General features: G+C 65.8%; 28 protein-coding genes. 13 read left to right on the forward strand and 15 right to left on the reverse strand.

Annotated features, from left to right (window positions below):
• Nucleotides 1–23: 23 nt before the first annotated feature.
• The 3 genes from BR78_RS0111380 to petA are packed head-to-tail and all read right to left on the reverse strand — an operon-like array spanning nt 24 to nt 2759.
• Complete coding sequence (locus BR78_RS0111380) at nt 24–857, reverse strand: cytochrome c1 (protein ID WP_029725363.1); 834 nt, start codon at nt 855–857, stop codon at nt 24–26.
• Nucleotides 858–872: 15 nt separating this feature from the next.
• Complete coding sequence (locus BR78_RS0111385) at nt 873–2162, reverse strand: cytochrome b (protein ID WP_025560668.1); 1290 nt, start codon at nt 2160–2162, stop codon at nt 873–875.
• A 12-nt stretch (nt 2163–2174) separates the two neighbouring features.
• The gene (petA, locus tag BR78_RS0111390) at nt 2175–2759 is read right to left on the reverse strand and encodes a ubiquinol-cytochrome c reductase iron-sulfur subunit (protein WP_025560667.1); all 585 of its coding nucleotides are present in this window, start codon (nt 2757–2759) and stop codon (nt 2175–2177) included.
• Between the two features lie 214 nt (nt 2760–2973).
• On the opposite strand from petA, the gene BR78_RS0111395 reads away from it, so the two are divergent.
• From BR78_RS0111395 to BR78_RS0111405, 3 genes are all read left to right on the forward strand, one after another.
• Entirely contained in the window at nt 2974–3423 is a 450-nt protein-coding gene (locus BR78_RS0111395; RefSeq protein ID WP_025560666.1) for a tRNA (cytidine(34)-2'-O)-methyltransferase, read from the forward strand.
• A gap of 61 nt (nt 3424–3484) precedes the next feature.
• Nucleotides 3485–4327, forward strand: coding sequence for an oxygen-dependent coproporphyrinogen oxidase (gene hemF, locus BR78_RS0111400; protein WP_025560665.1), 843 nt, complete (start codon nt 3485–3487; stop codon nt 4325–4327).
• A complete protein-coding gene (locus BR78_RS0111405; protein WP_025560664.1) occupies nt 4318–4914 on the forward strand; it encodes a GNAT family N-acetyltransferase in 597 nt (198 codons plus the stop codon). Before hemF ends, BR78_RS0111405 begins: the two co-directional genes overlap by 10 nt.
• Here the strand turns inward: BR78_RS0111405 and BR78_RS0111410 are convergent.
• Nucleotides 4881–5618 (reverse strand): hypothetical protein, encoded by a 738-nt coding sequence (locus tag BR78_RS0111410; protein ID WP_025560663.1) that lies wholly within the window; start codon nt 5616–5618, stop codon nt 4881–4883. The genes BR78_RS0111405 and BR78_RS0111410 overlap by 34 nt on opposite strands.
• Nucleotides 5615–6442: a hypothetical protein gene (locus BR78_RS0111415; RefSeq protein WP_025560661.1), complete on the reverse strand. Its 828-nt coding sequence runs from the start codon at nt 6440–6442 to the stop codon at nt 5615–5617. Before BR78_RS0111415 ends, BR78_RS0111410 begins: the two co-directional genes overlap by 4 nt.
• Nucleotides 6443–6534: 92 nt before the next feature.
• On the opposite strand from BR78_RS0111415, the gene lipB reads away from it, so the two are divergent.
• The 3 genes from lipB to BR78_RS0111430 all read left to right on the forward strand — a co-directional run bounded on the left by lipB (nt 6535) and on the right by BR78_RS0111430 (nt 8372).
• Nucleotides 6535–7179, forward strand: a complete 645-nt coding sequence (gene lipB / locus BR78_RS0111420) for a lipoyl(octanoyl) transferase LipB (RefSeq protein ID WP_025560660.1) — start codon at nt 6535–6537, stop codon at nt 7177–7179.
• Nucleotides 7180–7287: 108 nt separating this feature from the next.
• Nucleotides 7288–7533 carry a hypothetical protein gene (locus BR78_RS0111425; protein WP_025560659.1) on the forward strand — a complete coding sequence of 82 codons (246 nt, stop codon included), beginning with the start codon at nt 7288–7290 and terminating at the stop codon, nt 7531–7533.
• A 155-nt stretch (nt 7534–7688) separates the two neighbouring features.
• Complete coding sequence (locus BR78_RS0111430) at nt 7689–8372, forward strand: hypothetical protein (protein WP_025560657.1); 684 nt, start codon at nt 7689–7691, stop codon at nt 8370–8372.
• Between the two features lie 60 nt (nt 8373–8432).
• On the opposite strand, the gene queE is transcribed toward BR78_RS0111430, so the two are convergent.
• The 7 genes from queE to BR78_RS0111465 all read right to left on the reverse strand — a co-directional run bounded on the left by queE (nt 8433) and on the right by BR78_RS0111465 (nt 14663).
• The gene (gene queE / locus BR78_RS0111435; protein WP_025560656.1) at nt 8433–9065 is read right to left on the reverse strand and encodes a 7-carboxy-7-deazaguanine synthase; all 633 of its coding nucleotides are present in this window, start codon (nt 9063–9065) and stop codon (nt 8433–8435) included.
• Nucleotides 9062–9745 carry a 7-cyano-7-deazaguanine synthase QueC gene (gene queC, locus BR78_RS0111440; RefSeq protein WP_025560655.1) on the reverse strand — a complete coding sequence of 228 codons (684 nt, stop codon included), beginning with the start codon at nt 9743–9745 and terminating at the stop codon, nt 9062–9064. The genes queE and queC overlap by 4 nt, the downstream gene beginning before the upstream one ends.
• A gap of 160 nt (nt 9746–9905) precedes the next feature.
• Nucleotides 9906–10310, reverse strand: a complete 405-nt coding sequence (locus BR78_RS0111445; RefSeq protein WP_025560654.1) for a hypothetical protein — start codon at nt 10308–10310, stop codon at nt 9906–9908.
• An 89-nt stretch (nt 10311–10399) separates the two neighbouring features.
• Entirely contained in the window at nt 10400–11323 is a 924-nt protein-coding gene (hslO, locus tag BR78_RS0111450; protein ID WP_029728588.1) for an Hsp33 family molecular chaperone HslO, read from the reverse strand.
• A 107-nt stretch (nt 11324–11430) separates the two neighbouring features.
• Nucleotides 11431–12354, reverse strand: a complete 924-nt coding sequence (gene argF, locus BR78_RS0111455; RefSeq protein ID WP_029728589.1) for an ornithine carbamoyltransferase — start codon at nt 12352–12354, stop codon at nt 11431–11433.
• 105 nt (nt 12355–12459) lie between these two features.
• Entirely contained in the window at nt 12460–13656 is a 1197-nt protein-coding gene (locus tag BR78_RS0111460; RefSeq protein ID WP_029728590.1) for an aspartate aminotransferase family protein, read from the reverse strand.
• 152 nt (nt 13657–13808) lie between these two features.
• The gene (locus BR78_RS0111465; protein ID WP_029728591.1) at nt 13809–14663 is read right to left on the reverse strand and encodes an ABC transporter permease; all 855 of its coding nucleotides are present in this window, start codon (nt 14661–14663) and stop codon (nt 13809–13811) included.
• 53 nt (nt 14664–14716) lie between these two features.
• On the opposite strand from BR78_RS0111465, the gene BR78_RS0111470 reads away from it, so the two are divergent.
• The 7 genes from BR78_RS0111470 (at nt 14717) to BR78_RS0111500 (ending at nt 21748) form a co-directional block, all read left to right on the forward strand.
• Nucleotides 14717–15370: a GcrA family cell cycle regulator gene (locus tag BR78_RS0111470; protein ID WP_029728592.1), complete on the forward strand. Its 654-nt coding sequence runs from the start codon at nt 14717–14719 to the stop codon at nt 15368–15370.
• 1032 nt (nt 15371–16402) lie between these two features.
• Nucleotides 16403–16564, forward strand: coding sequence for a hypothetical protein (locus tag BR78_RS21730; RefSeq protein WP_156022294.1), 162 nt, complete (start codon nt 16403–16405; stop codon nt 16562–16564).
• Between the two features lie 15 nt (nt 16565–16579).
• Complete coding sequence (gene parE, locus BR78_RS0111480; protein ID WP_029728593.1) at nt 16580–18559, forward strand: DNA topoisomerase IV subunit B; 1980 nt, start codon at nt 16580–16582, stop codon at nt 18557–18559.
• A 72-nt stretch (nt 18560–18631) separates the two neighbouring features.
• A complete protein-coding gene (locus BR78_RS0111485; RefSeq protein WP_029728594.1) occupies nt 18632–19150 on the forward strand; it encodes an RNA polymerase sigma factor in 519 nt (172 codons plus the stop codon).
• Entirely contained in the window at nt 19147–19719 is a 573-nt protein-coding gene (locus BR78_RS0111490) for a hypothetical protein (RefSeq protein ID WP_029728595.1), read from the forward strand. The genes BR78_RS0111485 and BR78_RS0111490 overlap by 4 nt, the downstream gene beginning before the upstream one ends.
• Before the next feature lie 31 nt (nt 19720–19750).
• The gene (locus tag BR78_RS0111495; RefSeq protein ID WP_029728596.1) at nt 19751–21076 is read left to right on the forward strand and encodes a serine hydrolase; all 1326 of its coding nucleotides are present in this window, start codon (nt 19751–19753) and stop codon (nt 21074–21076) included.
• 72 nt (nt 21077–21148) lie between these two features.
• Nucleotides 21149–21748 (forward strand): hypothetical protein, encoded by a 600-nt coding sequence (locus tag BR78_RS0111500; RefSeq protein ID WP_197021354.1) that lies wholly within the window; start codon nt 21149–21151, stop codon nt 21746–21748.
• 16 nt (nt 21749–21764) lie between these two features.
• On the opposite strand, the gene BR78_RS0111505 is transcribed toward BR78_RS0111500, so the two are convergent.
• Genes BR78_RS0111505 through BR78_RS0111515 form a run of 3 tightly spaced genes read right to left on the reverse strand, consistent with a single transcriptional unit; the run spans nt 21765 to nt 23330 of the window.
• On the reverse strand, nt 21765–22019 hold the full coding sequence (locus BR78_RS0111505) for a hypothetical protein (RefSeq protein ID WP_029728598.1): 255 nt from the start codon (nt 22017–22019) through the stop codon (nt 21765–21767).
• Nucleotides 22006–22539, reverse strand: a complete 534-nt coding sequence (locus BR78_RS0111510; protein ID WP_029728599.1) for a GNAT family N-acetyltransferase — start codon at nt 22537–22539, stop codon at nt 22006–22008. The genes BR78_RS0111505 and BR78_RS0111510 overlap by 14 nt, the downstream gene beginning before the upstream one ends.
• Nucleotides 22539–23330, reverse strand: coding sequence for a LysR family transcriptional regulator (locus tag BR78_RS0111515; protein WP_029728600.1), 792 nt, complete (start codon nt 23328–23330; stop codon nt 22539–22541). The genes BR78_RS0111510 and BR78_RS0111515 overlap by 1 nt, the downstream gene beginning before the upstream one ends.
• Between the last annotated feature and the right edge of the window lie 60 nt (nt 23331–23390).

Raw genomic sequence — 23390 nt, forward strand, 5'->3', positions numbered from 1 at the left:
TCAGCGATGTCGCAGCGCTAGCCTCAGTGCTTCACGCCCCGCCACACGGTCAGATACGCGCCATAAGCGAGGCCCGTCGCGATCAGCAGGAAGATCACCACTGCGAGGCCTGCCGCATGGCGACGCTCCATCGTCGGTTCGGCGGTCCAGACGAGGAACGCCGAGACGTCCTGCGCCATCTGGTCGACCGTCGCGCGCGTGCCGTCCGAATAGGTGACCTGGTTCTCGCTGGTCAGCGGCGGCGGCATCGCGATGTTGAGGTTCGCGAAATACGGGTTGTAGTGCGAGCCGTCGGGCGTCTTGGCACCGGGGAACTTGGCCAGCAGCTCGGCCGGCTGCTTTTCCTCATATCCCGTCAACAGCGAGTGGACGTAGGCGGCGCCGCCATGCCGCGCCTTGGTGATCAGGCTGAGATCCGGCGGCGTGCCGGTGCCCGGATAATAGACCTTGGGGAAGCGATCCGACGGCAGATTGTCGCGCTCGCCCCAGGTGCCCGCCTTTGCGTCCTGCACCGGCTGCTTGATCGGCCAATCCTTGGCGATCTTCTTCACTTCGGCCTCGTTATAGCCGATCTGCTGAAGATCGCGGAACGAGACGAGGTTCAGCGAGTGGCAGGTCGCGCAGACCTTTTCGAAGACCAGGAAGCCGCGCTGCAGCTGCTGGTTGTCGAACTTGCCGAAGGGACCATCGGACTTGAGCGCAAGCTCCTTCGGATGGTGATGGAACTCCTCCTCGGCGGTCGGCTTCGGGGGATCGGTGATCCAGCCCGAGACGGTACCGAACAGCGCGAGCGCCAGGACGAAGATAAAGGCGCCACCGACAAGGAATTTGACCGAGCGCAGGAACAGCGGAAGCATGTTTTCGATTCCCCTTTACGCGCTCAGCGCCGTTTCGCTCATCCGCGAGCCGCTCTTGTCGCCCAGCACTGCCTCGGTGATCGAGTTGGGCAGCGGCTTCGGACGCTCGAGGCGCGAGATGATCGGCACGATGATCAGGAAGTGCGCGAAATAATACATCGCGGTGATCTGGCTGAGCAGCACGATCCCCGGGGTCGCGGCCGAACCGCCGCAATAACCCAGCACCAGCACGTCGGCCACCAGCACCCAGAAGGCGACGCGATAGGCCGGGCGGAAGTTCGCCGAGCGCACCGGCGACTTGTCGAGCCAGGGCAGGAAGAACAGCAGCAGGATCGATCCGAACATCGCCAGCACGCCCCACAGCTTCGCCGGGATGATGAAGTCCGCGGTGAACGCGCGCAGGATCGCGTAGAACGGCCAGAAATACCATTCGGGGACGATGTGCGCAGGCGTCGAGAGCGGGTTCGCCGGGATGTAATTGTCCGGGTGGCCCAGATAGTCGGGCAGGAAGAAGATCAGGATCGCGAAGACGATCATGAACACGCCGACCCCGAAGCCGTCCTTGGCGGTGTAATAAGGATGGAACGGAACGGTGTCCTGCTCGCCCTTCACTTCCACGCCGGTCGGGTTGCCCGAGCCCGGGATGTGGAGCGCCCAGATGTGCAGGATCACGGCGCCCGCGATCACGAAGGGCAGCAGATAATGGAGCGAGAAGAAGCGGTTGAGCGTCGCGTCGTCCGGTGCATAGCCGCCGAGCAGCCACACGCGGACCCATTCGCCGACCACGGGGATTGCCGAGAAGAAGCCGGTGATCACCTGTGCACCCCAGAAGCTCATCTGCCCCCAGGGAAGCACATAGCCCATGAACGCAGTGGCCATCAGCAGCAGGAAGATCACCACGCCGATCAGCCACACCATCTCGCGCGGCGCCTTGTACGATCCGTAATAAAGGCCGCGGAAGATGTGGATATAGACCACGGTGAGGAACATGCTGGCGCCGTTGGCGTGCGCGAAGCGCAGGAACCAGCCCGCGTTGACGTCGCGCATGATGCCCACGTTGACGCTCTCGAACGCGCCGGCGGCCGAGGAGTGGAAGTGCATCGCGAGCACGATGCCGGTGACGATCTGGACAACCAGAGCGACGCCGGCGAGCACGCCGAAGTTCCAGAAATAGTTGAGGTTGCGCGGGACCGGATAGCCGGCGCCGACTGCGTTATAGACGAAGCGCGGCAGCGGAAGACGGCTGTCGATCCACTGCATCAGCGGGTTCTTGGGTTCGTAGTGGCGTGCCCAGGGGAAGCTCATCTGCGTCTATCCTCAACCGACCACGACGACAGTGTCGGACGTGAATGCATATTCGGGAACCTCGAGGTTCTTCGGTGCCGGACCCTGGCGGATGCGGCCTGCGGTGTCGTAGGCCGAGCCGTGGCACGGGCAGAAATAGCCGCCGAACGGCCCGCGATTCTCGCCCTCGCCCGCGCCCAGCGGCACGCAGCCGAGATGGGTGCACACGCCCAGCGTGATCAGCCAGTTGGTATGGCCTTCCTTGGTGCGCTGCTCGAGCGTCTGCGGGTCGCGCAGGCTCGACACGGGAACCGCATCGGCCGCGGCGATCTCCGCCGGCGTGAGATTGCGCACGAACAAGGGCTGCTTGCGGAAGCTCGCCTTGATCGCCTGGCCCGGCTCGATCGCCGAGACGTCGAGCTCGGTGGTCGACTGCGCGAGCACGTCCGCCGAGGGATTCATCGAATTGATCAGCGGCAGCACCGTGACGCCGGCGCCCACGCCTGCGAACGAAACGGCGGCGATCGTGAGATAGTCGCGGCGCCGCGGGTTCTCGATCACATCGCCGGGGGGGACCACGGTCTGGGTCGGGGAAACACCGTCTTCAAGCGTTGCCATGCATCAGCCCTTGCACTTCGAAACAATCCGCGAGGAACGCGCGGCTTAAGAGGACGCAGGCGCATGCGCGCCCAGAGCCGCCCGGTGCCCCCGGTGGCTTGGGCGGCCTGATAGACGCGGGGAAGCGCCTTTGCCAACAGGGATTTTGCGCCGCGGGTGGCCGGCGCGGGCGCGCCCTCTCCCGCACGGAGGCGCGACACGCTATGGGCGCCTCATGCGCATCGCACTGTTCCAGCCTGAGATCGCCGGCAATGTCGGCGCCGTCCTCCGCCTCGGCGCCTGTTTCAGCGTCGGCATCGACATTATCGAACCGATGGGGTTTCCGTGGAGCGACAAGCGCCGCAAGCGATCGGCGATGGACTATGACGACAAAGTCGAAGTCGCTCGCCACGCCGATTTCGACGCATTCAAGGCGTGCGCTCCCGGCCGGCTGGTCCTGTTCACCACGCGGGGCGGCACGCGGCTGCCGGAGGCGATGTTCCAGCCGAACGACACTTTGCTGTTCGGATCGGAAAGCGCCGGCGCCGCCGATTTCGTGCATGCCGGCGCCGATCTGGCGGTGCGCATTCCGCTTGCCGCGGGGCTGCGCTCGCTCAACCTCTCGGTCGCCGCCGGAATCGGGCTCGGCGAGGCGCTGCGCCAGACCGGCGGCTGGCCCGCCTGAGCGCTCGAGGGACATTATGTCCACTCGACACGCTTCCCTGCCCCCGCTTACTAGGCCGGCCATGCAAGAGCTCGACCCCCAGCAGCAAGCCGCCCGTATCTGGTTCGAAAGCCTGCGCACATCGATCTGCGCCGAATTCGAAGCGATCGAAGCCGAGGCAGGATCGGACGCGAAGTTTGACTATCTCGCCTGGGACCGCACCGACCCGAGCGGCGCGCCGGGTGGTGGCGGCGTGCGCGGCGTGATGAAGGGCCAGGTCTTCGAGAAGGTCGGCGTCAACGTCTCGACCGTCGGCGGCACGTTCGAAGGCGATTTCGCGAAGACGATCCACGGCGCCGCCGAGGACCCGGCCTTCTTCGCCACCGGCATCAGCCTCGTCGCGCACATGGCCAACCCGCACGTGCCCGCGGTCCACATGAACACGCGTTTCCTGTGCACCACCAAACGCTGGTTCGGCGGCGGGGCCGATCTCAACCCGCCGATCCCGGTCGAAGAGGATACCGCCGAGTTCCATGCGGCACTGAAAGCGGCATGCGACGCGCATGCTTCGGACCATTATCCGCGCTTCAAGAAATGGGCCGACGACTATTTCTACATTCCGCACCGGAAAGTGCATCGCGGCGTCGGCGGGATCTTCTACGATCACCTCGAAGGCGATTGGGACGCGAATTTCGCGTTCACCCAGGATGTCGGCCGCGCGTTCCTCGACGCGTTTCCGCGTATCGTCCGCCGGAGGATGCATGCGCCCTTCACCGAGGCGGACAAGGCCCGACAGCTCGAATGGCGCGGCCGCTATGCCGAGTTCAACCTGATCTATGATCGCGGCACCTTGTTCGGCCTCAAGACCGGCGGCAATGTCGACGCGATCCTGATGAGCCTGCCCCCGGTCGCGGCATGGGCCTGACGCCCGTCCCCAACGACCAGATCGCGACGATCGTCACCTCGCTGGAGATGCGCCAAAAGCCGCCGCTGCGCCCGGCACCGCCCTCGCCGCTCAAGCTCACGCACTGGCCCGCGCCGGCGAGCGACAAATATCGCGCGCTGTTCCGCCGCGTCGGCGAGCCCTGGCTCTGGTTCTCGCGGCTGGTGATTCCCGAAGAGGCGCTGCGCCGGATTCTCGATGACGAAAAGATCGAGGTTTATGCCGCAACCGACCGCGCCGGGATCGAGCTCGGCATGCTCGAGCTCGATTTCCGCGTCGAGGGGACCTGCGAGCTCTCTTATTTCGGGCTCGTCCCCGAACTAACCGGCAAGGGCAATGGCGGCTGGCTGATGGCGCAGGCACTGGGCCTCGCCTGGCGCAAAAGCGTGGCGCGCGTCTGGGTCCATACTTGTACGCTCGATCATCCGGCGGCGCTCGGCTTCTACCGGCGCCACGGCTTCATGCCCTATAAGCGCACCGTCGAGACCTTCGCCGATCCGCGAATCGCGGGCATGCTCGCGCCCGAAGCCGCGCCTCACATTCCTTGTCTGGGCGCCGTCCGCAAATAAGCGGCGACGCGAAGCACCGCGAGCGCTGACCAGGCGAATCCTCCGATCAGCGCGGTGACGACATAGCCGATCGCCACGACGATCCGCTCGTCCCCGACCGCCGCGCCGAGCAACGCTAGCAAGCCGGTCGACACTATTACCAACAGCAACGCGCCGAGCAGCACGAACCCGGACACTGCCAGCAACACGATCCAGCCGAAGCCGGCGCTACCCCGCCAGCCTTGCCGGAATGCTTCGATCACGCCGCGCTCGGGCGCCGCCGCGAAGGCCGGGCCCGCGAGCCAGGTCCGCCCAAAGGCGAAGAGCCCGGGCAGCAGGAACAACGACGAGCCGAAGCTGAACAACAGTGCCGCGACGATGTCGATCGCCAGCCATGGCAGCAACCGCCTGACCGTGAGCACCAGCACTTCGCCCAGCGTGCGTCCGCCGCCCTGCAGATAGAGGTTGAGCACCGCGAAGGTGCCGAAATCGATCGCGAGATTGGCGAGCAGGATCGGCAGCAGATTGGCGGCGTAGAACCCCATCACCGCCTCGCGCACCTGCTCCGGCGCCACGTCGCCGGGAAAGCCACTGCCGGCGAGCAGCAGCACGATCCCCAGCATCGGCACGACGAAGAACATCCCCGCGATCGGCAGCAGCAATTCGCGCTCGCTGCGCCAGAGCGTCCGGGCGTCGGCGAGAACGCCGGCAAGGCTGAGCGTCATGCGCCGGCTTCGGTCTGGCGGAAGCTCGCCGCGGTCAGCGCGAGATACAGTTTGGCAGTGAAGGCCGGCGGGATGACCATGAAGGCCGATTGCACCGCGGCGACGACGATCGCAGTCATCACGCTCGACAGCGTCACACCGTCGCCATTGCCCGCGACGAGCGCGAAGACGCTGCCGAACACGGTTTTGGCGGCAAGCGCGGCCACCCAGCTCACGATCGCGAAAAGGGTGATCACGCCGACGATGCGCAGCGCCGTGCCGCGCGTCAGCCGCCATGATTGGCCGAGCGCGCTCAGCACGCGATTCTCGCGCACAACCAGCGGCGTCGCGACTACCAGCCGCGCAATCAGCCAGAGCAGGAAGAGAATCAGCGCGAGCAAATAGAGGGCGATGAAGCTCGCCACTCCCGCGCTCATGTTCACATTCTCGCCGCGCGCCATCGCCGCCATGTCATAGCCACTGAACGCCAATATGCCGGGCACCGGCAGCACCAGCGCCGAAGCCACTACGATCATCACGATCGATACGACCAGCGCGGGGATCAGGCGCCGCGTGGCGATGTTCGCCGCGCTGCGCTCGGTGGCGATGTCGAGCGCCATCGCGGTGATCGCCAGCGATCCCCAGAGCGATACCACGGCGAACACGATCTGGAGGACGGTAAGCAGGATCTTCAACCCCTCGTCCGCTCCGATCATCGCTGCCGCGAAATTGCCTTCGATCGACGCGGGCACGAAGAAGGTGAGCAAGGCGATCGGCAGCACGGCGGCGATGTTGTCGCTCAGGAACTCGGCCGTCCGATCCCAGACAATGCTCATCTTCACCATGATACGCACATTTTCCTTCGCCTCCCGAGCCCCGTGTTAGCCGCCGGCCAGAGGCTTGCCAATGGTTGCGAAAATCCCTTTATCGGCGGGGCATGACATCCGAAATCGAATGGCGCGTCGAGCCCGGGCAGGTCGACTATGGCGTGGCGCTGGCGCAAATGGAGGCGCGCGCCGCCGCGGTGACGCGGCACGAGGCGCGCGAGCTGATCTGGCTGCTCGAGCATCCGCCGGTCTATACTGCAGGCACCAGCGCGACCGACGCTGGTGAACTGCTCGACCCGCGTTTCCCCGTGCACAAGACCGGCCGTGGCGGGCGCTACACCTATCACGGACCCGGCCAGCGGATCGGCTATGTCGTGCTCGATCTGCGCGACCGCCGTCGCGACGTGCGCTGCTATGTCCATGCGCTCGAAGGCTGGGTGATCGCCGCTTTGGCCCATTGCGGGATCGAGGCGTTCCACGCCCAGGGCCGGATCGGCATCTGGACGCATGACGCGGCCGGCCGCGAAGCCAAGATCGGCGCGATCGGCGTGCGCATCCGGCAATGGGTGACGCTCCACGGTTTCGCAGTGAACCTCTCCCCCGATCTCAGCCACTTCACCGGCATCGTGCCCTGCGGCATCGCCGAATTTCCGGTGACGAGCGCCGCCGCTCTCGGCAAGGATGTGAGCAAGGAGCGCTTCGATTCAGCACTCTCCGCCACATTCCTGCCATTTTTGCAGGCTCTCTCTAGCTGAAGGGCAAATCGAGTCTTGAGGGCTTGCCCCAAACCGACTAATGTCCACGTCGGTTTGGGTATTAACGGCGTATCCGCTGTCCAAATCCACTATCTAGGGAGCTATTACATGCGTGCAGTCCTTTCCAAGATCGTTGCAGGTTCGATGATCGCCGGTGCGGCCCTTCTGGCCTCGGCGTGCACCAGCAACGAGTCGGCGACCAACGTCACCAACACCACTGAAGTCGTGCCGACCGAGAACGTCACCACGACCGACACGATGGTCACCAACATCGATGCGGCTGCTCCGATGGACAACATGGGCGCCGAGGTGAACACCACGACGACCGAGAACACCACCGCCAACGCGATGTAATCATCGCGCGTCAGCGTGTTTGAGAGGGCCGTCCGGGCAACCGGGCGGCCCTTTTCGTTGGGCCTCGCAGCGCCGCCACGAAGCAGCGAAAAAAGGGCTTGGGCACGGAGTCGAAAAGCCCTAACCACGCGTGGGACCAGCAGAAAGAGGGAATAATGCCAGTTCCGCGTATCGTATCCGTTCTTGCCGTGGCGGCTGGCTTTCTCGCGGCGGCACCTGCATCGGCACAATTCTTCCTGAAGTCCGCGGCCATGCCGAGCGGGCGAGTGACCGGCGCCGAACCCGGCATGACCGGCCCCGCATTGCCGGATGCGACCCCTGCCGAGCTCCGCGCCGCTCTGGTGTGGAATCTGCGCGCTGCACTCAACGTCGCCGCGCTCCAATGCCAGTTCGAGCCCACGCTGCTGACGCTCGGCAATTACAATGCCATCCTGAAAGATCACGAAGTCGAACTGCGTGAATCCTATGGAACGCTCGAGAAATATTTTACACGCCAGAACAAGACCAAGAAGGCGGGGCAAACCGAACTCGACAAGTTCGGAACCCGTGTCTATTCGGGCTTTTCGACTGTCTCTGGCCAGCTATCTTTCTGCCAGACCGCCGCCTCAATCGGCCATGAAGCGCTGTTCGCCAGGCGCGGCGCTTTCGGCGATGTCGCGCAGGAGCGGATACGCGAACTCCGCGCCAGCCTCACGCCGTGGGGCGAGCAGCTGCGCCGCAGCCTCAGCTATCAGGGGCTGACCGCCGCATCGCTTCCTCCCTTCTTCAGCAACGACAAATGCTGGCGCAAGGGCACCTATCAGGTGAAGAAATGCGGCGCGCTGATAGCGACGCGCTAGAGGCTGTGGACTGAGGCTTACCTTACCCGTTCGTTTCGAGCGAAGTCGAGAAACAGGTCTCTAGCGCAAGCCCAACAGCTTGTGCGTCTGGAGCGACAGCCGCCAGCGCGGCCGCTCCATCGCCAGCGCGACCGCGGCGCGAATATTCGCTTCGCCGTCGGCGCTGTCCATCGGCTGGACGAGGAAGTGGCGGAAGTCCCACGTTTCCAGCGTATCGAGATCCGTCCCCGCCTGCGGCCAGACCAGCTTGAGCTCGTCGCCCGAGCGCTGGACCACTTCGCTCCCCGCCTTGGGGCTGATGCACACCCAGTCGATCCCGGGATGCACCGGCAGCGTGCCGTTGCTCTCGATCGCGATCCGGAAGCCGCGCGCATGGAGCGCGTCGACCAGCGCATCGTCGACCTGCAGCATCGGCTCGCCCCCGGTCAGGACGACGAAGCGCGCGAGAGGCTCTGCCCCCCAATATCCGGCGACCGCGTCCGCCAGCGCGTCCGCATCGGCGAACCTGCCGCCGCCCAGACCATCGGTTCCGACGAAATCGGTGTCGCAAAACCGGCAGATCGCAGTCGCGCGGTCCTGCTCGCGCCCCGACCAGAGGTTGCACCCGGCGAACCGTACGAACACCGCGCGCGCGCCGGCATTCACGCCCTCGCCCTGGAGCGTGAGGAACATCTCCTTGACCGCGTAGCTCATGGGGCGGTCGCGTACCGCGTCGGATCGGGGATGCCGGCTTCCTCGAATCCCTTCGAACGCAGGCGGCAGCTGTCGCACAGTCCGCAATGCAGGCTGCCGGGCGCGGGATCGTAGCACGACCAGCTCATCCCCGCGTCGAGCCCGAGCCGCGCCGCCTCGCGAACGATATCGGCCTTGGTCATGTCCTGCAGCGGCGCCCGGATGTGGAAGGGCTCGCCCTCCACCCCGGCCTTGGTCGCGAGTTCGGCCAGCTTCTCGAAGCCCTGGATGAATTCGGGACGGCAATCGGGATAGCCCGAATAATCGAGCGCATTGACGCCGATATAGATGTCGCGCGCGCCCGCCGCCTCGGCCCAGCCAAGCGCGAGACTGAGGAAGATCGTGTTGCGCGCGGGCACATAAGTGACGGGGATGTCGGCGCCGACGCCGCCTTTGGGCACGTCGATCTCGTCGGTCAGCGCCGAGCCGCCGAACGCGCGCAGGTCGAGCGGCAGCACGACATGACGTTCGGCGCCCAGCGTCTGCGCGATCCGGCGCGCCGCCGCGAGTTCGACATGGTGGCGCTGGTTATAATCGATCGAGAGCGCGAGCAGCCGGTGCCCATCCTCGCGGGCACGCGCGGCCGAAACCATCGAATCCAGCCCGCCGGAGATCAGGGCAATCGCTACGCTGTCGGTCATGACGCTGCCGCTAGCCGCTTTCGCGCCCTGAATCAAAATGGCCGAATCAAAATGGGCCGCCTAGGCGGCCCAGTCAGGGAGTATTACCAGAGAGGATGCCCCTGAAGGAGCAGTGCAAAGCTAACCGACCAGGGTTAACGAAACGTAACCGCGCGAAGGATCAGTTGCAGGCGCCCGTCCGCCGCCCCTCGAAGCGTTCGGAGAAGGGTGACCCGTCCGCCACTCCCTGCGTCTCGATGTTGATCACGCGCGGCGTGTCGACCGAAATGGTGGTACGGCCATGGCCATGGCTCGGGCATGTATAGCGAATGGTGCCGCCATGCGCGCCGTTCTCCATCACGAAATGCTCGCACTGGGTATCGCCGTGCATGATCTGGAGCAGCACTGAGGGGTCGCGCACGCATAGCCGCCGCAAACCACCATCCGCTGCCTTGAGCTGCCATTGGCCGCGCTCGATCCCGTTGAGCGCGTTCGGCACAGGATCGCGCTGCGCAGTCGCGCCCGCGGCACCGAACAGAAGCAGCGCGCCCGCAATCGCCAGGCGCATCGAACGCTTAAGCACCATAACAACTCCCCGCCCCGGGGCCGCATCTTCGTCGCCCCAATCGAATCCGCGTCCCCGGTTCCACAAAGATATGGAAACCGGCATCGCGATTACAACGGGGGTGAAACAAAATCCGCGAGCTGCACCGGGAACTTCGTCGAACAAAAAGCGCAATCCACGCTGATCACGCCGTTCTCGTCGGCCATCGCCGCGCGCTCTTCGGCCGGGAACTTGCCGAGCACCTGCGTGATGTACGCAGCGTCGCAGCGACAGCCGCGCGAAAGCTGGGCGCCGCTCAGCAGCCGCACCTCGCTCTCCTCGTTGAACAGCCGCCAGACGAGGTTCTCGAGCGGGATCGCGGGATCGGCGAGCTCGTCGGCGCCCATGGTCGATCCGAGTGCCTCGACATGCTGCCATTCGGGATGGTCGAGCCGGGTATGCAGCCGCTCGCGGCCCAGCTCGCCCTCGGGCAGATGCTGGAGGAAGATGCCCCCCGCGACCAGCTTTCCGTCGGCGCCGCGGCCCACGCCGAGCCGCACGAGGCTCGGGATCTGCTCGGATTGCAGGAAATAGCTCTCCGCCGCGGCGCTCAGCGATTCGCCGTCCAGCGGCACGATGCCCTGGTAGCGCTCCTTCGTGGTCGACTGGTCGAAGGTGATCGCCAGATAGCCCTGGTTGAACAGCGCATAGAGCGACGGGTTCTTGCCCAGCCGCGCGAGCCGCTCGGCGTCGAACTGGACATAGCCGCGCAGCTCGCCGTTCTTGTAGTCGCACACCAGCAGGCTGACGATGCCGCCCTTGGTCTGCGCCTGCAGCGTCATCTGCCCCTCGGCATTCTTGAGCATCGCCCCCAGCAAAGCGGTCAGGGTCAGCGCCTCGGCGAGCAGCCTCTCGATCACCGGCGGATAGGCATGTGCCGACAGGATCTGATCGAGCACCGGCCCCAGCCGCGCGACACGGCCGCGGGCATGACGCTCCGGAATGGCAAAGCCGACGACACGATCGAGATCGGCGGTGGGGGCGGTGGTGTTCATCGCTCAAATCTCCGCCGTCCGCGGCACGCAGCATCGTTCCGCGCGGGCCTGTCGAACGGGTTTTTGGGGTTCTGCGCCTAAATAGGAAGCGTTAGCCCCAAAACAACTCAGCCGATCTGCCCGAAGCACCAGCGCAGGACCGACTTCTGCGCGTGCAGCCGGTTCTCGGCCTCGGGCCAGATCAGCGACTGGGGCCCGTCGATCACGGCGTCGACCACTTCCTCACCGCGATGTGCGGGCAGGCAGTGGAGGAACGCCGCATCGGGCTTCGCCGCAGCCATCAGCTGTTCGGTGACCTGGAACGGCATCATCGCCGCGAGCTTGGTCTCGGCATGTGCCTGGCCCATCGATATCCAGGTGTCGGTGACGATCACGTCGGCACTCTCGACCGCTTCCTTCGCGCTGCCGACGACACGGGCACGGCCCTTGCCGCGCGCGACATCCTCGTCGCTCGGCTGGAAGCCCTGCGGGCATGCGGCGACGACGTCGAAGCCCATCAGCCCACCCGCTTCCATGATCGAGGCGAGGACGTTGTTGCCGTCGCCGAGCCACGCGACCTTGAGCCCCGGCAACGCCCGCCCGCTCTCGAGGATCGTCAGCAAGTCGGCCATGATCTGGCAGGGGTGCGAAGCGTCGGTGAGTCCGTTGATCACCGGGATCGACGCGTATTTCGCCATGTCGACCACCTTGGCGTGATCGTCGGTGCGGATCATGATCGCGTCGCAATAGCCCGAGAGGACCCGCGCGGTATCGGCGATGCTCTCGCCGCGCCCGAGCTGCATGCTGCCGGCATCCATCACGATGCTGGTCCCGCCGAGCTGGCGGATCGCCATGTCGAACGACACCCGGGTGCGCGTCGAATTCTTCTCGAAGATCATCGCGAGGACATGCCCGGCGAGCGGCGCGTCGGCATCGGCCTTGCCTTTGGGCCAGCCCTTGCGCGCGGCCTTGCGGGCGACGGCATCGTCCAGCATCGCCTGCACGCCCGTGGTGCCGGCATCGGACAGATCGAGGAAGTTCCGGTAGGTCATGAAATCATCCCCTGCCCCCGTTCGCTTCGAGCGCAGTCGAGAAGCAATGTGTCTCGACTGGGCTCGACACGAACGGAGGGATTTAATCCTGCAAACGCCCGAACATCAGTCATCGCTCGGCGGCGCATAGGCGCGTGCGCCCGCGCTCATCCGCTCGACGCATTCCGCGATATGGCTCTCGTCGATCACCAGCGGCGGCAGCACGCGGAACACGTTCTCGCCCGCCGCCACGGTGAGCAGCCCGTGATTGTCGCGCAGATGCGCCACGAAATCGCGCGCCACGGCCGGCTCCTTGAGCTTGATGCCCAGCATCAGCCCCTTGCCGCGGATCTCCTCGAACAAATGGTCGTGGTTCGGGATCATCTGCTCGAATGCCTGGCGCAGCCGGTCGCCCATCTTGGCGACATGTTCGAAGAAGCCGGGCTCTAGCATCACGTCGAGGATCGCCTGCCCCGCCGCCATGCCGAGCGGATTGCCGCCATAGGTCGAGCCGTGGGTGCCGATCACCATGCCCTTGGCCGCTTCCTCGGTCGCGAGGCACGCGCCGAGCGGGAAGCCGCCGCCGATGCCCTTCGCCGCGGTCAGGATGTCCGGCGTGATGCCGTAATGCTCATAGGCCCACATCTTGCCGGTCCGGCCATAGCCGCACTGGATCTCGTCGAGGATGAGCAGCAGGCCATGCTCGTCGCACGCCTTGCGCAGGCCCTGGATGAACTCGGGCGTGCCCGCCGTCATCCCGCCCTCGCCCTGCACCGTCTCGACCAGGAAACCCGCGGTCTCGTCGTCGATCGCGGCGAGGGCGCCTTCGAGATCGTTGAACTTCACATAATCGAAGCCCGGCAGCAGCGGCTCGAAGCCGTCGCGCATCTTCGGCTGGTCGGTCGCCGAGATCGCCCCGATCGAACGCCCGTGAAAGGCGTTCTTGAACGTGATCAATTTGTGGCGCTGCGGATTGCCGTTGACGTAGTGATAGCGGCGCGCGGTCTTGATCGCGCATTCGATCGCCTCGACGCCCGAATTGGTGAAGAACACCGTGTCGGCGAAGCTGTTGTCGACGATCCGCTGCGCCAGCGCCTCGCCCTGCGGGCTGCCGTACAGGTTGGAGACGTGCATCAGCGTTGCCGCCTGCTCCTGGATCGCCTTGGTCAGATGCGGGTGGCCATGGCCCAGCGCATTGACGGCGATCCCCGCGGCGAAATCGAGATATTTCTCACCGCGCTCGCCATAGAGGTACACGCCCTCGCCTCGCACCGGCCGCACACCGCACCGCGGATAGACGGGCATGAGCGGAGTGATAGGCATGGGAACGGTACCTCCTTCGAGAAAGCTGGGTTGAGCTCCAGAAACGCAAAAGGGCGGCCAACCGGACCGCCCGGAACGGGTGTTTACGAGCAGCGCCACATCTGCGTCAATAATGGTTTCGGCGGGAGGCCATGCCCAGCCGCCATGCACGGCTAATTCTTGAGGTTCCAGCCCCGGCGGAGCAGCCAATAGCAGATCAGCCCCAGCCCCGCATCGAGCGCGAGGATGATTCCGCTGCCCGTCAGGATCGGCGAATCCGCGACCCCGAGGAACCCGTAGCGGAACCCCGAGATGATGTAGAAGAACGGGTTGAAGTGGCTGATCGTCTGGAAGACCGGCGACAATTTATCGACCGAGTAGAAGGTGCCCGACAGCAAAGACAGCGGCGCCACCACGAAATTGCTCACCGCCGCGGCATGATCGAACTTCTCCGCCCAGATCGAAGTCAGCACGCCGAGCAGCGACAGGAACAATGCGCCGAGAAAGCCGAACCACAGGATCGCCCAGAAATGGTGCGGCACGACGCTCACCCCCGGCCACAGCGCCATTGCCAGCCACACCGTCGCGCCGACGCAGAACGCCCGCGTCACTGCCCCGCCGCACAGTCCCGCGAGCAATTCACCGGTCGAAAGCGGCGGCATCAGATAATCGACGATCGTCCCCTGGATCTTGCCGACGAGCAGCGAAAAGCTCGAATTGGCGAAGGCATTCTGCAGCATCCCCATCACGATCAGCCCCGGCGCGATGAAATCGGCGAAGTGAATGCTGTGCCCCTGCAGCTCGATCGTGCGCCCGCCGCCGCCCAAAGCGACGGTGAAAATCACCAGAAACAGCAAGGTCGTGACCGCCGGTGCCCAGATCGTCTGGAGCTGCACCTTGAAGAAACGGCGCACCTCCTTGATATAGAGCGTACGCAGTCCTCCCCAGTTCACGTTGCGAATCACCGGAACGCCGGGTTCGGGGAGACTATGGCTGGTTTTGGGGCCGGATTCCGGGTGGCTGCTCATCGCGTGTTCGCGTAAACGCTGCCCGCGCGCCCCGCAAGTTGAAGGATGTGAAGTTGAGCTGGACCGAAGAGCGTATCGATACGCTGAAGAAGATGTGGGACAGCGGCCTGACCGCGACCCAGATCGCCGAGGAGCTCGGCGGCGTGTCGCGCAATGCCGTGATCGGCAAGGCGCACCGGCTGGGCCTCCAGTCGCGCCCGTCGCCGGTCAAGCCGAACGAGCCCAAGGCCGCGGCTGAGCCTGCAGCACCCAGGCCGGCAGCGCCTGCCGCGCCGGCACCAAGAGCGCCCGCCGCCGTTGCACCGCAAGCGCCGGCCGCCCCGCCCAGCGCGGCGCCGCCCACGACCGAGGCCAAGCCCGAATCGAACGCGCCCGTGCTCCGCTCTGTCGGCCCCGGCGGCTTCCTCCGTCAGAACCCCGGCGAGCAGTCCGCGCCGATCACCCCGGCGCCGCCGCGCCGTCTGGTCCCGGCCAAGCCGAGCGACGCGATCGCGGGCAAGACCAGCCTGCTCGATCTCAACGACCGCATCTGCAAATGGCCGCTCGGCCATCCGGGCGAGCCTGACTTCCATTTCTGCGGCGACAAAGTGAATCCGGGCTTCCCCTATTGCGTCGCGCATTGCGGCCATGCCTATCAGGCGCAGCTCCCACGCCGCGATCGCCGCCCCCCGCCGCCTCTGCCCTTCGGCGGCCCGCGGGTGCGCTGATCCCGTCCTGAATTTCGCATCGCCCCGGAACCCGCTTCCGGGGCGATTGCTTTCGCGGCCTCGCCGGATCGAGGGGTTCCCGGTCAGGTTCCGCGCCGGAAAGCGGCCCGTCGGCTAGCGCCCCCATCCCGGTCGTTCCGGCACTCGATGCCGGCGCTGTAAGCGGTCACGCAGCACGCCCCCTGCGTGAAGCTTCACTGCCGATTGCGGGTCGCAGCTCGACGTGACAGGTTGACAGGGATGAGGCATTCCAAAGTCGTTCCGTTACTTGCCGCACTGCTCGCAAGTTGCGCTCCGTCCGAAGACAAAAGGCGCCACGACATGATGGACGCCATGGAGGCGGGGCTAAGAATGCCGCGGCGTGCAGCCTCCTTCGACAGGTATGCGAGATATTATGCGAGAACACCTGACGGGTCGATCATAGGACTTATCACCGTCCCGCTGAACGCCGGCAATCCGAAAGCGTGGGATAATCTGGAAGCAGGCCAGCGGCGATGGGTTTCGGATTACCGGCTGATCGAATCCGTTTTTGATGGCGGGTGCGCAGTCATGACCGTCCGTTACAATCCTCATACGCGGGAGCGGGCAGGACCGTTTTGTCAGGGCGAACCGTCAGACTGAAGCAGCTGCCAGCATGTTTTACCGCTACGTCGAATGACGTCCCGAAATCTGCTGGGCAGCTCCCATCCAATACAGACTCCTCATGTCCCTGCCGTGCCTAAGCCGAAAGGTCTCGGCAACGGGCGCTGGCAATGTAGGATTTGCTGTGTCAGCATTGCGTCGGGCTCTTTGAAATCGTGAAATCTGGCGCAGGATGTAGCGCAATAATCTTACGGCCTCGCGCAACGAAAGTTCACGATTCGCGGGAAAAGTGTGAAGTTAAGCCCGCCAAATCCTATTTTTGGCGATTCAAAATAACCGAGCGCGCGCGCCACGCCTCGGGCCTTCCAGGCACCGTCCCCGACTGTTCGCTTTTTGTTCTTTTCCGACGTCCGGCCTTCTGCTAGGAATCGTCCAAGGAGAACGTCCATCATGTATGTACAGCCCGGCGAATGGTCGAACCTCGGCGAGACCCGCGCGCCCGAAGCGCGCAGCATCGGCAGCATCCTCGGCGAAATGCGCGAGGTTGCCCTGCTTCGAACGCGAGGACGGGCCACCACCCCGCGCAATGCCTTGCGCCGCAATTCGGCGTGACCCTATACCCCTGACATGTCCGAAGACCTGTTTGCCGCGCCGGGCGTTCCCTCCGGCACCTATGACGCCTCCTCGATCGAAGTGCTGGAAGGGCTCGAGCCCGTCCGGCGGCGCCCGGGCATGTATATCGGCGGCACCGACGAGCGTGCGCTCCATCACCTCGCCGCCGAAGTGCTCGACAATGCGATGGACGAGGCCGTCGCGGGCCATGCCAATCGCATCGAGATCGTGCTCGAAGCCGGCAACCGGCTGACCATCGTCGACAATGGCCGCGGCATGCCGATCGATCCGCACCCGAAGTTCCCCGACAAATCGGCGCTCGAAGTGATCCTCTCGATGCTCCATTCGGGCGGCAAGTTCTCGGGCAAGGCCTATGCCACGAGCGGAGGCTTGCATGGCGTGGGCATCAGCGTCGTCAACGCGCTGTCGGTCGACACCGTCATCGAAGTGGCGCGCGACAAGCAGCTCTACCGCCAGCGCTTCAGCCAGGGCCAGACGCTCGGGCCGCTCGAGCATCTCGGCGGCACGCCCAACCGGCGCGGCACGTCGGTGGCGTTCACGCCCGACACCGAGATTTTCGGCGAGATGCTGTTCAAGCCCGCTCGGCTCTACAAGCTGGCGCGGTCCAAGGCCTATCTGTTCGCCGGCGTCGAGATCCGCTGGAAATGCGACCCCTCGCTGATCACCGATGAAACCCCGCCCGAAGCGGCGTTCCAGTTCCCCGGCGGCCTCGCCGACCATCTCAAGGAGCAGATCGCCACCCGCGAATGCGCGACTGCCGAATTCTTCGTCGGGCAACAGGATTTTCCCGGCGAGGATCAGGGCCGCGTCGAATGGGCAGTGGCGTGGCCGCTGTGGAGCGACGGCAGCTACAGCTGGTATTGCAACACCATCCCGACGCCCGACGGCGGCAGCCACGAGCAGGGCCTGCGCCAGGCGCTGACGCGCGGCATCCGCGCGTTCGGTGAGCTGATCGGCCAGAAAAAGGCGAAGGACATCACTGCCGACGACGTGATGGTCGGCTCCGAGCTGATGCTCTCGGTGTTCATCCGCGAGCCGCAATTCCAGTCGCAGACCAAGGACCGCCTCACCTCGCCCGAAGCCACCGGCCTCGTCGAAAAGGCCGTGCGTGACCATTTCGATCATTTCCTCTCGGACCATATGGACCGCGGCAAGGCGTTGCTTTCCTATGTCCTTGATCGCATGGACGAGCGCCTCCGCCGCAAGCAGGAGCGCGAGGTCAAGCGCAAGACCGCCACCTCCGCGCGTAAGCTCCGCCTTCCCGGCAAGCTCACCGATTGCGCCGCCGACAGCCCCGAGGGCACCGAACTCTTCATCGTCGAAGGCGATTCGGCCGGCGGCTCGGCCAAGCAGGCGCGCAACCGGAAGACCCAGGCGATCCTGCCGATCCGCGGCAAGATCCTCAACGTCGCCTCCGCAACCTCGGCCAAGATCCTCGCCAATCAGGAGATCGCCGACCTGATCCTCGCGATGGGCTGCGGCACGCGGAAGGACTGCATCCCCGAGAATCTGCGCTACGACAAGATCATCATCATGACCGACGCCGACGTCGACGGCGCGCACATCGCGACCTTGCTGATGACCTTCTTCTTCCAGGAGATGCCCGAGCTGGTCCGGCAGGGGCATCTCTATCTCGCCCAGCCGCCGCTCTATCGCCTGACCGTCGGCTCGAAGAGCCTCTATGCCCGCGACGATGCGCACCGCATCGAGATCGAGACGACGGCGTTCAAGGGCAAGAAGGTCGAGGTCAGTCGTTTCAAGGGCCTCGGCGAGATGAACCCCAACCAGCTCAAGGAAACCACGATGGACCCGGCGACGCGGGGTCTGCTCCGCGTCACGCTTCCGCAGGAATATGAAGAGCGCGCAGGGGTGAAGGACCTTGTCGACCGGCTGATGGGCAACAATCCCGCGCACCGCTTCGCCTTCATCCAGGAGAATGCCGCGCGGCTCGACGAGGAAGTCATCGACGCCTGATTTTTTTCGCCGCGCCTGTAAGAAATGCCGCCGCTTCCCGACTAAAGCTGTGAACGGGAGGGGAAGCCCAGAATGCACGGCAACCGGACGAGGCAGGACGCGCTATATGCCGAGGCCGGCGCCGTGCACGCACCCGCGATCGCCCGCCTCGCCCGCTCGGTCGAGGCCAATTCCGATCAGGCCCGCGACCTCGAACAGGAGATCCATCTTGCGCTTTGGCGCAGCTTCGCCAGCTATGACGGCCGCTGCGCGCTTGCGACCTGGGTCTATCGCGTCGCGCACAATGTCGCCGCGAGCCATGTCGCACGCGGCGCGCGCCAGGCACGGCTCGTCGCGCTCGACGACGCGCAGCTCTTCGCCGGAGACGATCCCGAAGCCGAGATCGGCCATGCCCGTACGATCGAGCGTCTCCACGCGCTGATCCGCCGCCTCCAGCCTCCCGACCGCGAAGTGATATTGCTCTATCTCGAAGGGCTCGAGGCGAACGCGATCGCCGAGGTTACCGGGCTTGCCGCGGGCACCGTCGCGGTGAAGGTCCACCGCATCAAGGCGCTGCTCGCACGGCGTTTCCAATCCGGAGAAGCGGCATGACCGACTCCATCACCAGTCTCTGGACGCAGCAGCACAGCGACGCCGTACCGCTCGACACCGAAGCGCTCGCTCGCGCCGACGCGCGCTTCCGTCGCCGCATCCGCCGGCGCGACAGCGTGGAATATGTCGCCGGGCTGCTCGCCGCGGGCGTCTTCGTCAACACGGCTGTCCAGACCCCGGACTGGGCGATCCGCGTCGGCTGCGCGGCGATCATCCTCGGCATGGGCATAGTCATGCGTAATCTCTGGCGCCGCCGCCCCCAGACCCCCGACGCTGCGCTCGGCGCCCCCAGTATCGCCTTCCACCGCGCGAACCTCGTCGCGCAGCGCGACGCGCTCGCCAATGTCTGGCGCTGGTACCTCGCGCCGGTCGTCCCCGGCATGGCGCTGCTCCTGCTCGCGGTCCTGCGTGCCTCGGCGGAGCACATGCCGCTCTGGGCAGCCATTCTGGGCACCGGCGCCGTGGCGATACCCGTCGTGGCGATCTTCTGGGGCATCCATCGCCTCAACCGCGCCGCTGCCCGCCGTCTCCAGGCGATGATCGACGCACTCGACCGCGGCCGAGTCTGACGGCTAAACCAGATTCAGGGGAGACCTCCGAATGCGCACGTTGTTGCCCTGTCTGCTAGCCCTCGCGCCCGCCGCCGCGCACGCGCAGACGCCGCCTGCCGCCCAGGCCATGGTCGCCGCGCCGGCACCCGCCTTCGAAGCGCGCGCGAAGGAACTCGCCACCCTGCTCGCGGACACCGCCGGTTATGACGGCTTCTTTTCGCCCAGCTTCAGGACCGCCGTGCCGCGCGAGAGATTCGAGCCGCTCAGCACCAGCCTGCGCGAGGCCAACGGGCCGATCACCGGCGTGCGCATCACGGCGATGGCCACGCCCTGGACGGGCACGCTCGAGGTCGATTATCGCGATGCCGTGGCGACGATGACGATGGCGGTCGATGCTGCTGCGCCGCATCAGGTCTCGGGCCTGCGCGTCACCAATGTCAGCGGCCGCGAGAAGAGCATCGAAGAGGTGGCCGCCGCGCTCCGCGCGCTCCCTGGCGCCACCGGCTTCGCGCTCGCCAGACTGGGCGCCGGCGCCCCCGAGCTGCGCGTCCAGCACCAGGCCGACCGCCTTTTCGCGATCGGGTCCGCCTTCAAGCTCATCATCCTCGCCGAGTTGGTCCGCGCCACCAATGCCGGCGAGCGCAAATGGGACGACATGGTCACGCTGGACGGCACCCCGCTCCCCGGCGGTGGCTATATGATGAAGTCCAAGGGCACGCAGGTCTCCTTGCGCGAGCTGGCGACGCAGATGATCTCGATCAGCGACAACAGCGCGACCGACATCCTGCTCCGCACATTGGGCCGCGAGAAGGTCGAGGCGATGCTCCCGGTGGTCGGCGTCAGCGCCCCCGCGCGCAACCGCCCCTTCCTCGGCACGCTCGAAGCGTTCAAATTGAAGGGCATCGAGGCGAACAACCTCGCCACGCGCTATCTCGCCGAGAACGAGGCCGGCCGACGCAAGATGCTCGACGGCGAGATCGCCAACCTGCCGATGATGCTGATCAGGGGGAACCTGTTCCGCGACGGCAAACCGGTGCTGATCGAGCAGCTCGAATGGTTCCTGTCGCCTTCCGATCTGGTGCGGGTGATGGACTGGCTGCGCCGCAACACCGAAGGCCCGAAGGGCGCCGACGCCCGCGCGGTGCTGTCCAAGAATCCCGGCATCGCGCCGCCCGCCGCAGGCAAGTGGCAATGGGTCGGCTACAAAGGGGGCTCGGAACCCGGGGTGATGAACATGACGCTGCTGCTCCAGGCGAAGAACGGCGATTGGTACGTGCTCACCGGAAGCTGGAACGATCCGGCGCAGGCCGTGGCGGAGGCCCGCTTCATCGGACTGATCGGCCGCGCCGCCGAGCTCGCCGCCCCGGCGCCGTAGCGGACCGCATTGATCGAAACGCGCACGCGAACCTATGAACGGGCATAATGCCCGAAGGCCTGGGAGAGACGGATGGCGAACGAATACCAGCGCGTCACGAAGATGCGGCCGATACGCACGGCGATCTGGCTCGCTCTGGCGGCCCTCCCGCTTGGCTCCCTTCCGGCGTTCGGCCAGGCGGCGTCGCCGATTGTCGCCCAGCCGCGCGACGGATCCCATGATTTCGACTGGGAAATCGGAAGCTGGACGACGCAGTTGCGATATCTGCCCGAGCCGCTGACCGGCTCGAACCGATGGATCGAGTATCGGGGTATTAGCGACGTGCGTGCCCTTCTGGGCGGCCGGGCCAATGTCGTCGAGCTCTCGGTGGAAGGTGCTTCCGGGCGGATCGAGGGCGTATCGCTCCGGCTCTACAACCCAAAGGCACGCCAGTGGACGCTCAATTTCGCGAGCGTCCGTAATGGTCTTCTCACGCCTCCTGTCACCGGGTCCTTCGACGAGAAGGGCAAAGGTACTTTCTACGGCGTGGACACCGTCAACGATCGCATGGTCCTGGTCCGCTTCGTGATCTCGGACGTGACGCCGAAATCCGCGCGTTTCGAACAGGCGTTTTCGGCCGATGGCGGGGCGAATTGGGAAACCAACTGGATCGCGGTCGACACGAGGCGGTGAGCACCAGCCTGCCGCCTCACCCCCGCATCCGCAGCCGGTGATAGGCCGCGCGCGTGGAGATCGCCGCGATCGTCACCAGCACGCCGATCCCGAGCACGCCCACGCCCAGCCAGAGCGGCAGCGCCTCCATGCCCTTGCGATGAAGCAGCACGAGCAGCGCCCCAGCCAGCGACACGCCGATGCCCGTGCGGCGCAGCCTCAGCGCCACGCCGCGCAACTCGCGGTGATAGGCCGCGCGCTGGACCGGGTCCTTCAAATCAGGCGGCGCCACGCCATTCCTCGCGCAGCAACCCGTAGAGCGCAGTGTCGCGCACGCCGATATGCGTCTCCCATTCGGCGCGTAATATGCCCTCGAGCCTGAAGCCCAGCCGTTCGAGCAGCCCCCGCGACGCCGCATTCTCCGGATCGGTATCGGCGAACACGCGCCTTTGTCCTTCGGCGAAGATCTGGTCGATCACCCGGCCGACCGCCTCGGCGGCGATCCCGGTGCCCCAATGTGCGCGCAGCAGCATGTAGCCGATCTCGCTGACATTGCCTTGCCGCTTCTCGCCCGCCGCCACGAAGCCGATCGCGGTGTCGTCGCTCTTCAGCGTGATCGCCCAGCACCGCCACTCCGGCACTTCCCGCGCCAGTTGCTCGCGGGTCTGCTCGATCGTGTCGTGCGGACCGCTCGACCACCAGTGCATCAATACATGGTCGGCATAAGCCGGGTGCAGCGCCTCGGCATCGCCCACCGTACGCGGCCGCAACCGCAGGCGCGCAGTCTCCAGCACTGCGGTGTCGCGCGGCATCACACCGCCAACGCGTCGACCAGCGCCTTCACCTTCTTCTGCCGCCATTGCGGCAGCGGCGCGACCAGCCAGTATCCGAGCCGCGAAGATTTGGGCTCGCCCAGCGCGACCACGCGCCCCGCCGCCAGATCGGCACGGGCGATCAGTTCGGGCACCGTCGCGCGCCCCAGCCCCTCGGCCGCGGCGTCGAGCGCAAGCCCGGCATCGGCCACGCGCACCAGCGATCCGGCATCCTCGGCCAGGCATCCTGCCCAGGCGATCGGCGTGTCCACGCCTCCGCCCGGACGCTCGACGGTGATCATGCCGTCGCTTTCCAACGCCTCGCCCTCATGCTCGCCGGGGCCCTCGCCCCATCGGATCGCGAGATCGAGATTGGCTTCGGTGAAGTCGATCGACTCGTCGGCGGGCACCAGCATGAAGCGCAATTCACTGTCGGCCCGGGCGATCTCGGCCAGCTTGGGCATCAGCCATTTGGCGGTCAGGTCGCGCGGCGCAGCGATGGTCAGCGACTTGGACGATTGTCCCGCCTGCATCGCACGCACCGATTCCTCGAACTGGAGGAATCCCGCGCGCAAGGCGACGAGCCCCGCCTCGGCCTCGGGCGTCAGCTCCAACCCCTTGGTTGTGCGGCGGAACAGGACCACGCCAAGCGTATCCTCCAGCGCACGGATCTGCTGGCCGACAGCGGCCGGCGTCACCGCCAGCTCGTCCGCGGCACGCGTGAACGACAGATGCCGCGCCGCGGCGTCGAGCACGCGCAGACCGTTCAGGGGGAGGTGGGTCCGCTTCATTTCCCCGACGCCTTACCCCACCGTTCGTTTCGAGCGAAGTCGAGAAACGGTTGCTGCAGA

The sequence above is a fragment of the Sphingomonas sp. UNC305MFCol5.2 genome, assembly GCF_000712135.1.
Taxonomy (GTDB): domain Bacteria; phylum Pseudomonadota; class Alphaproteobacteria; order Sphingomonadales; family Sphingomonadaceae; genus Sphingomonas.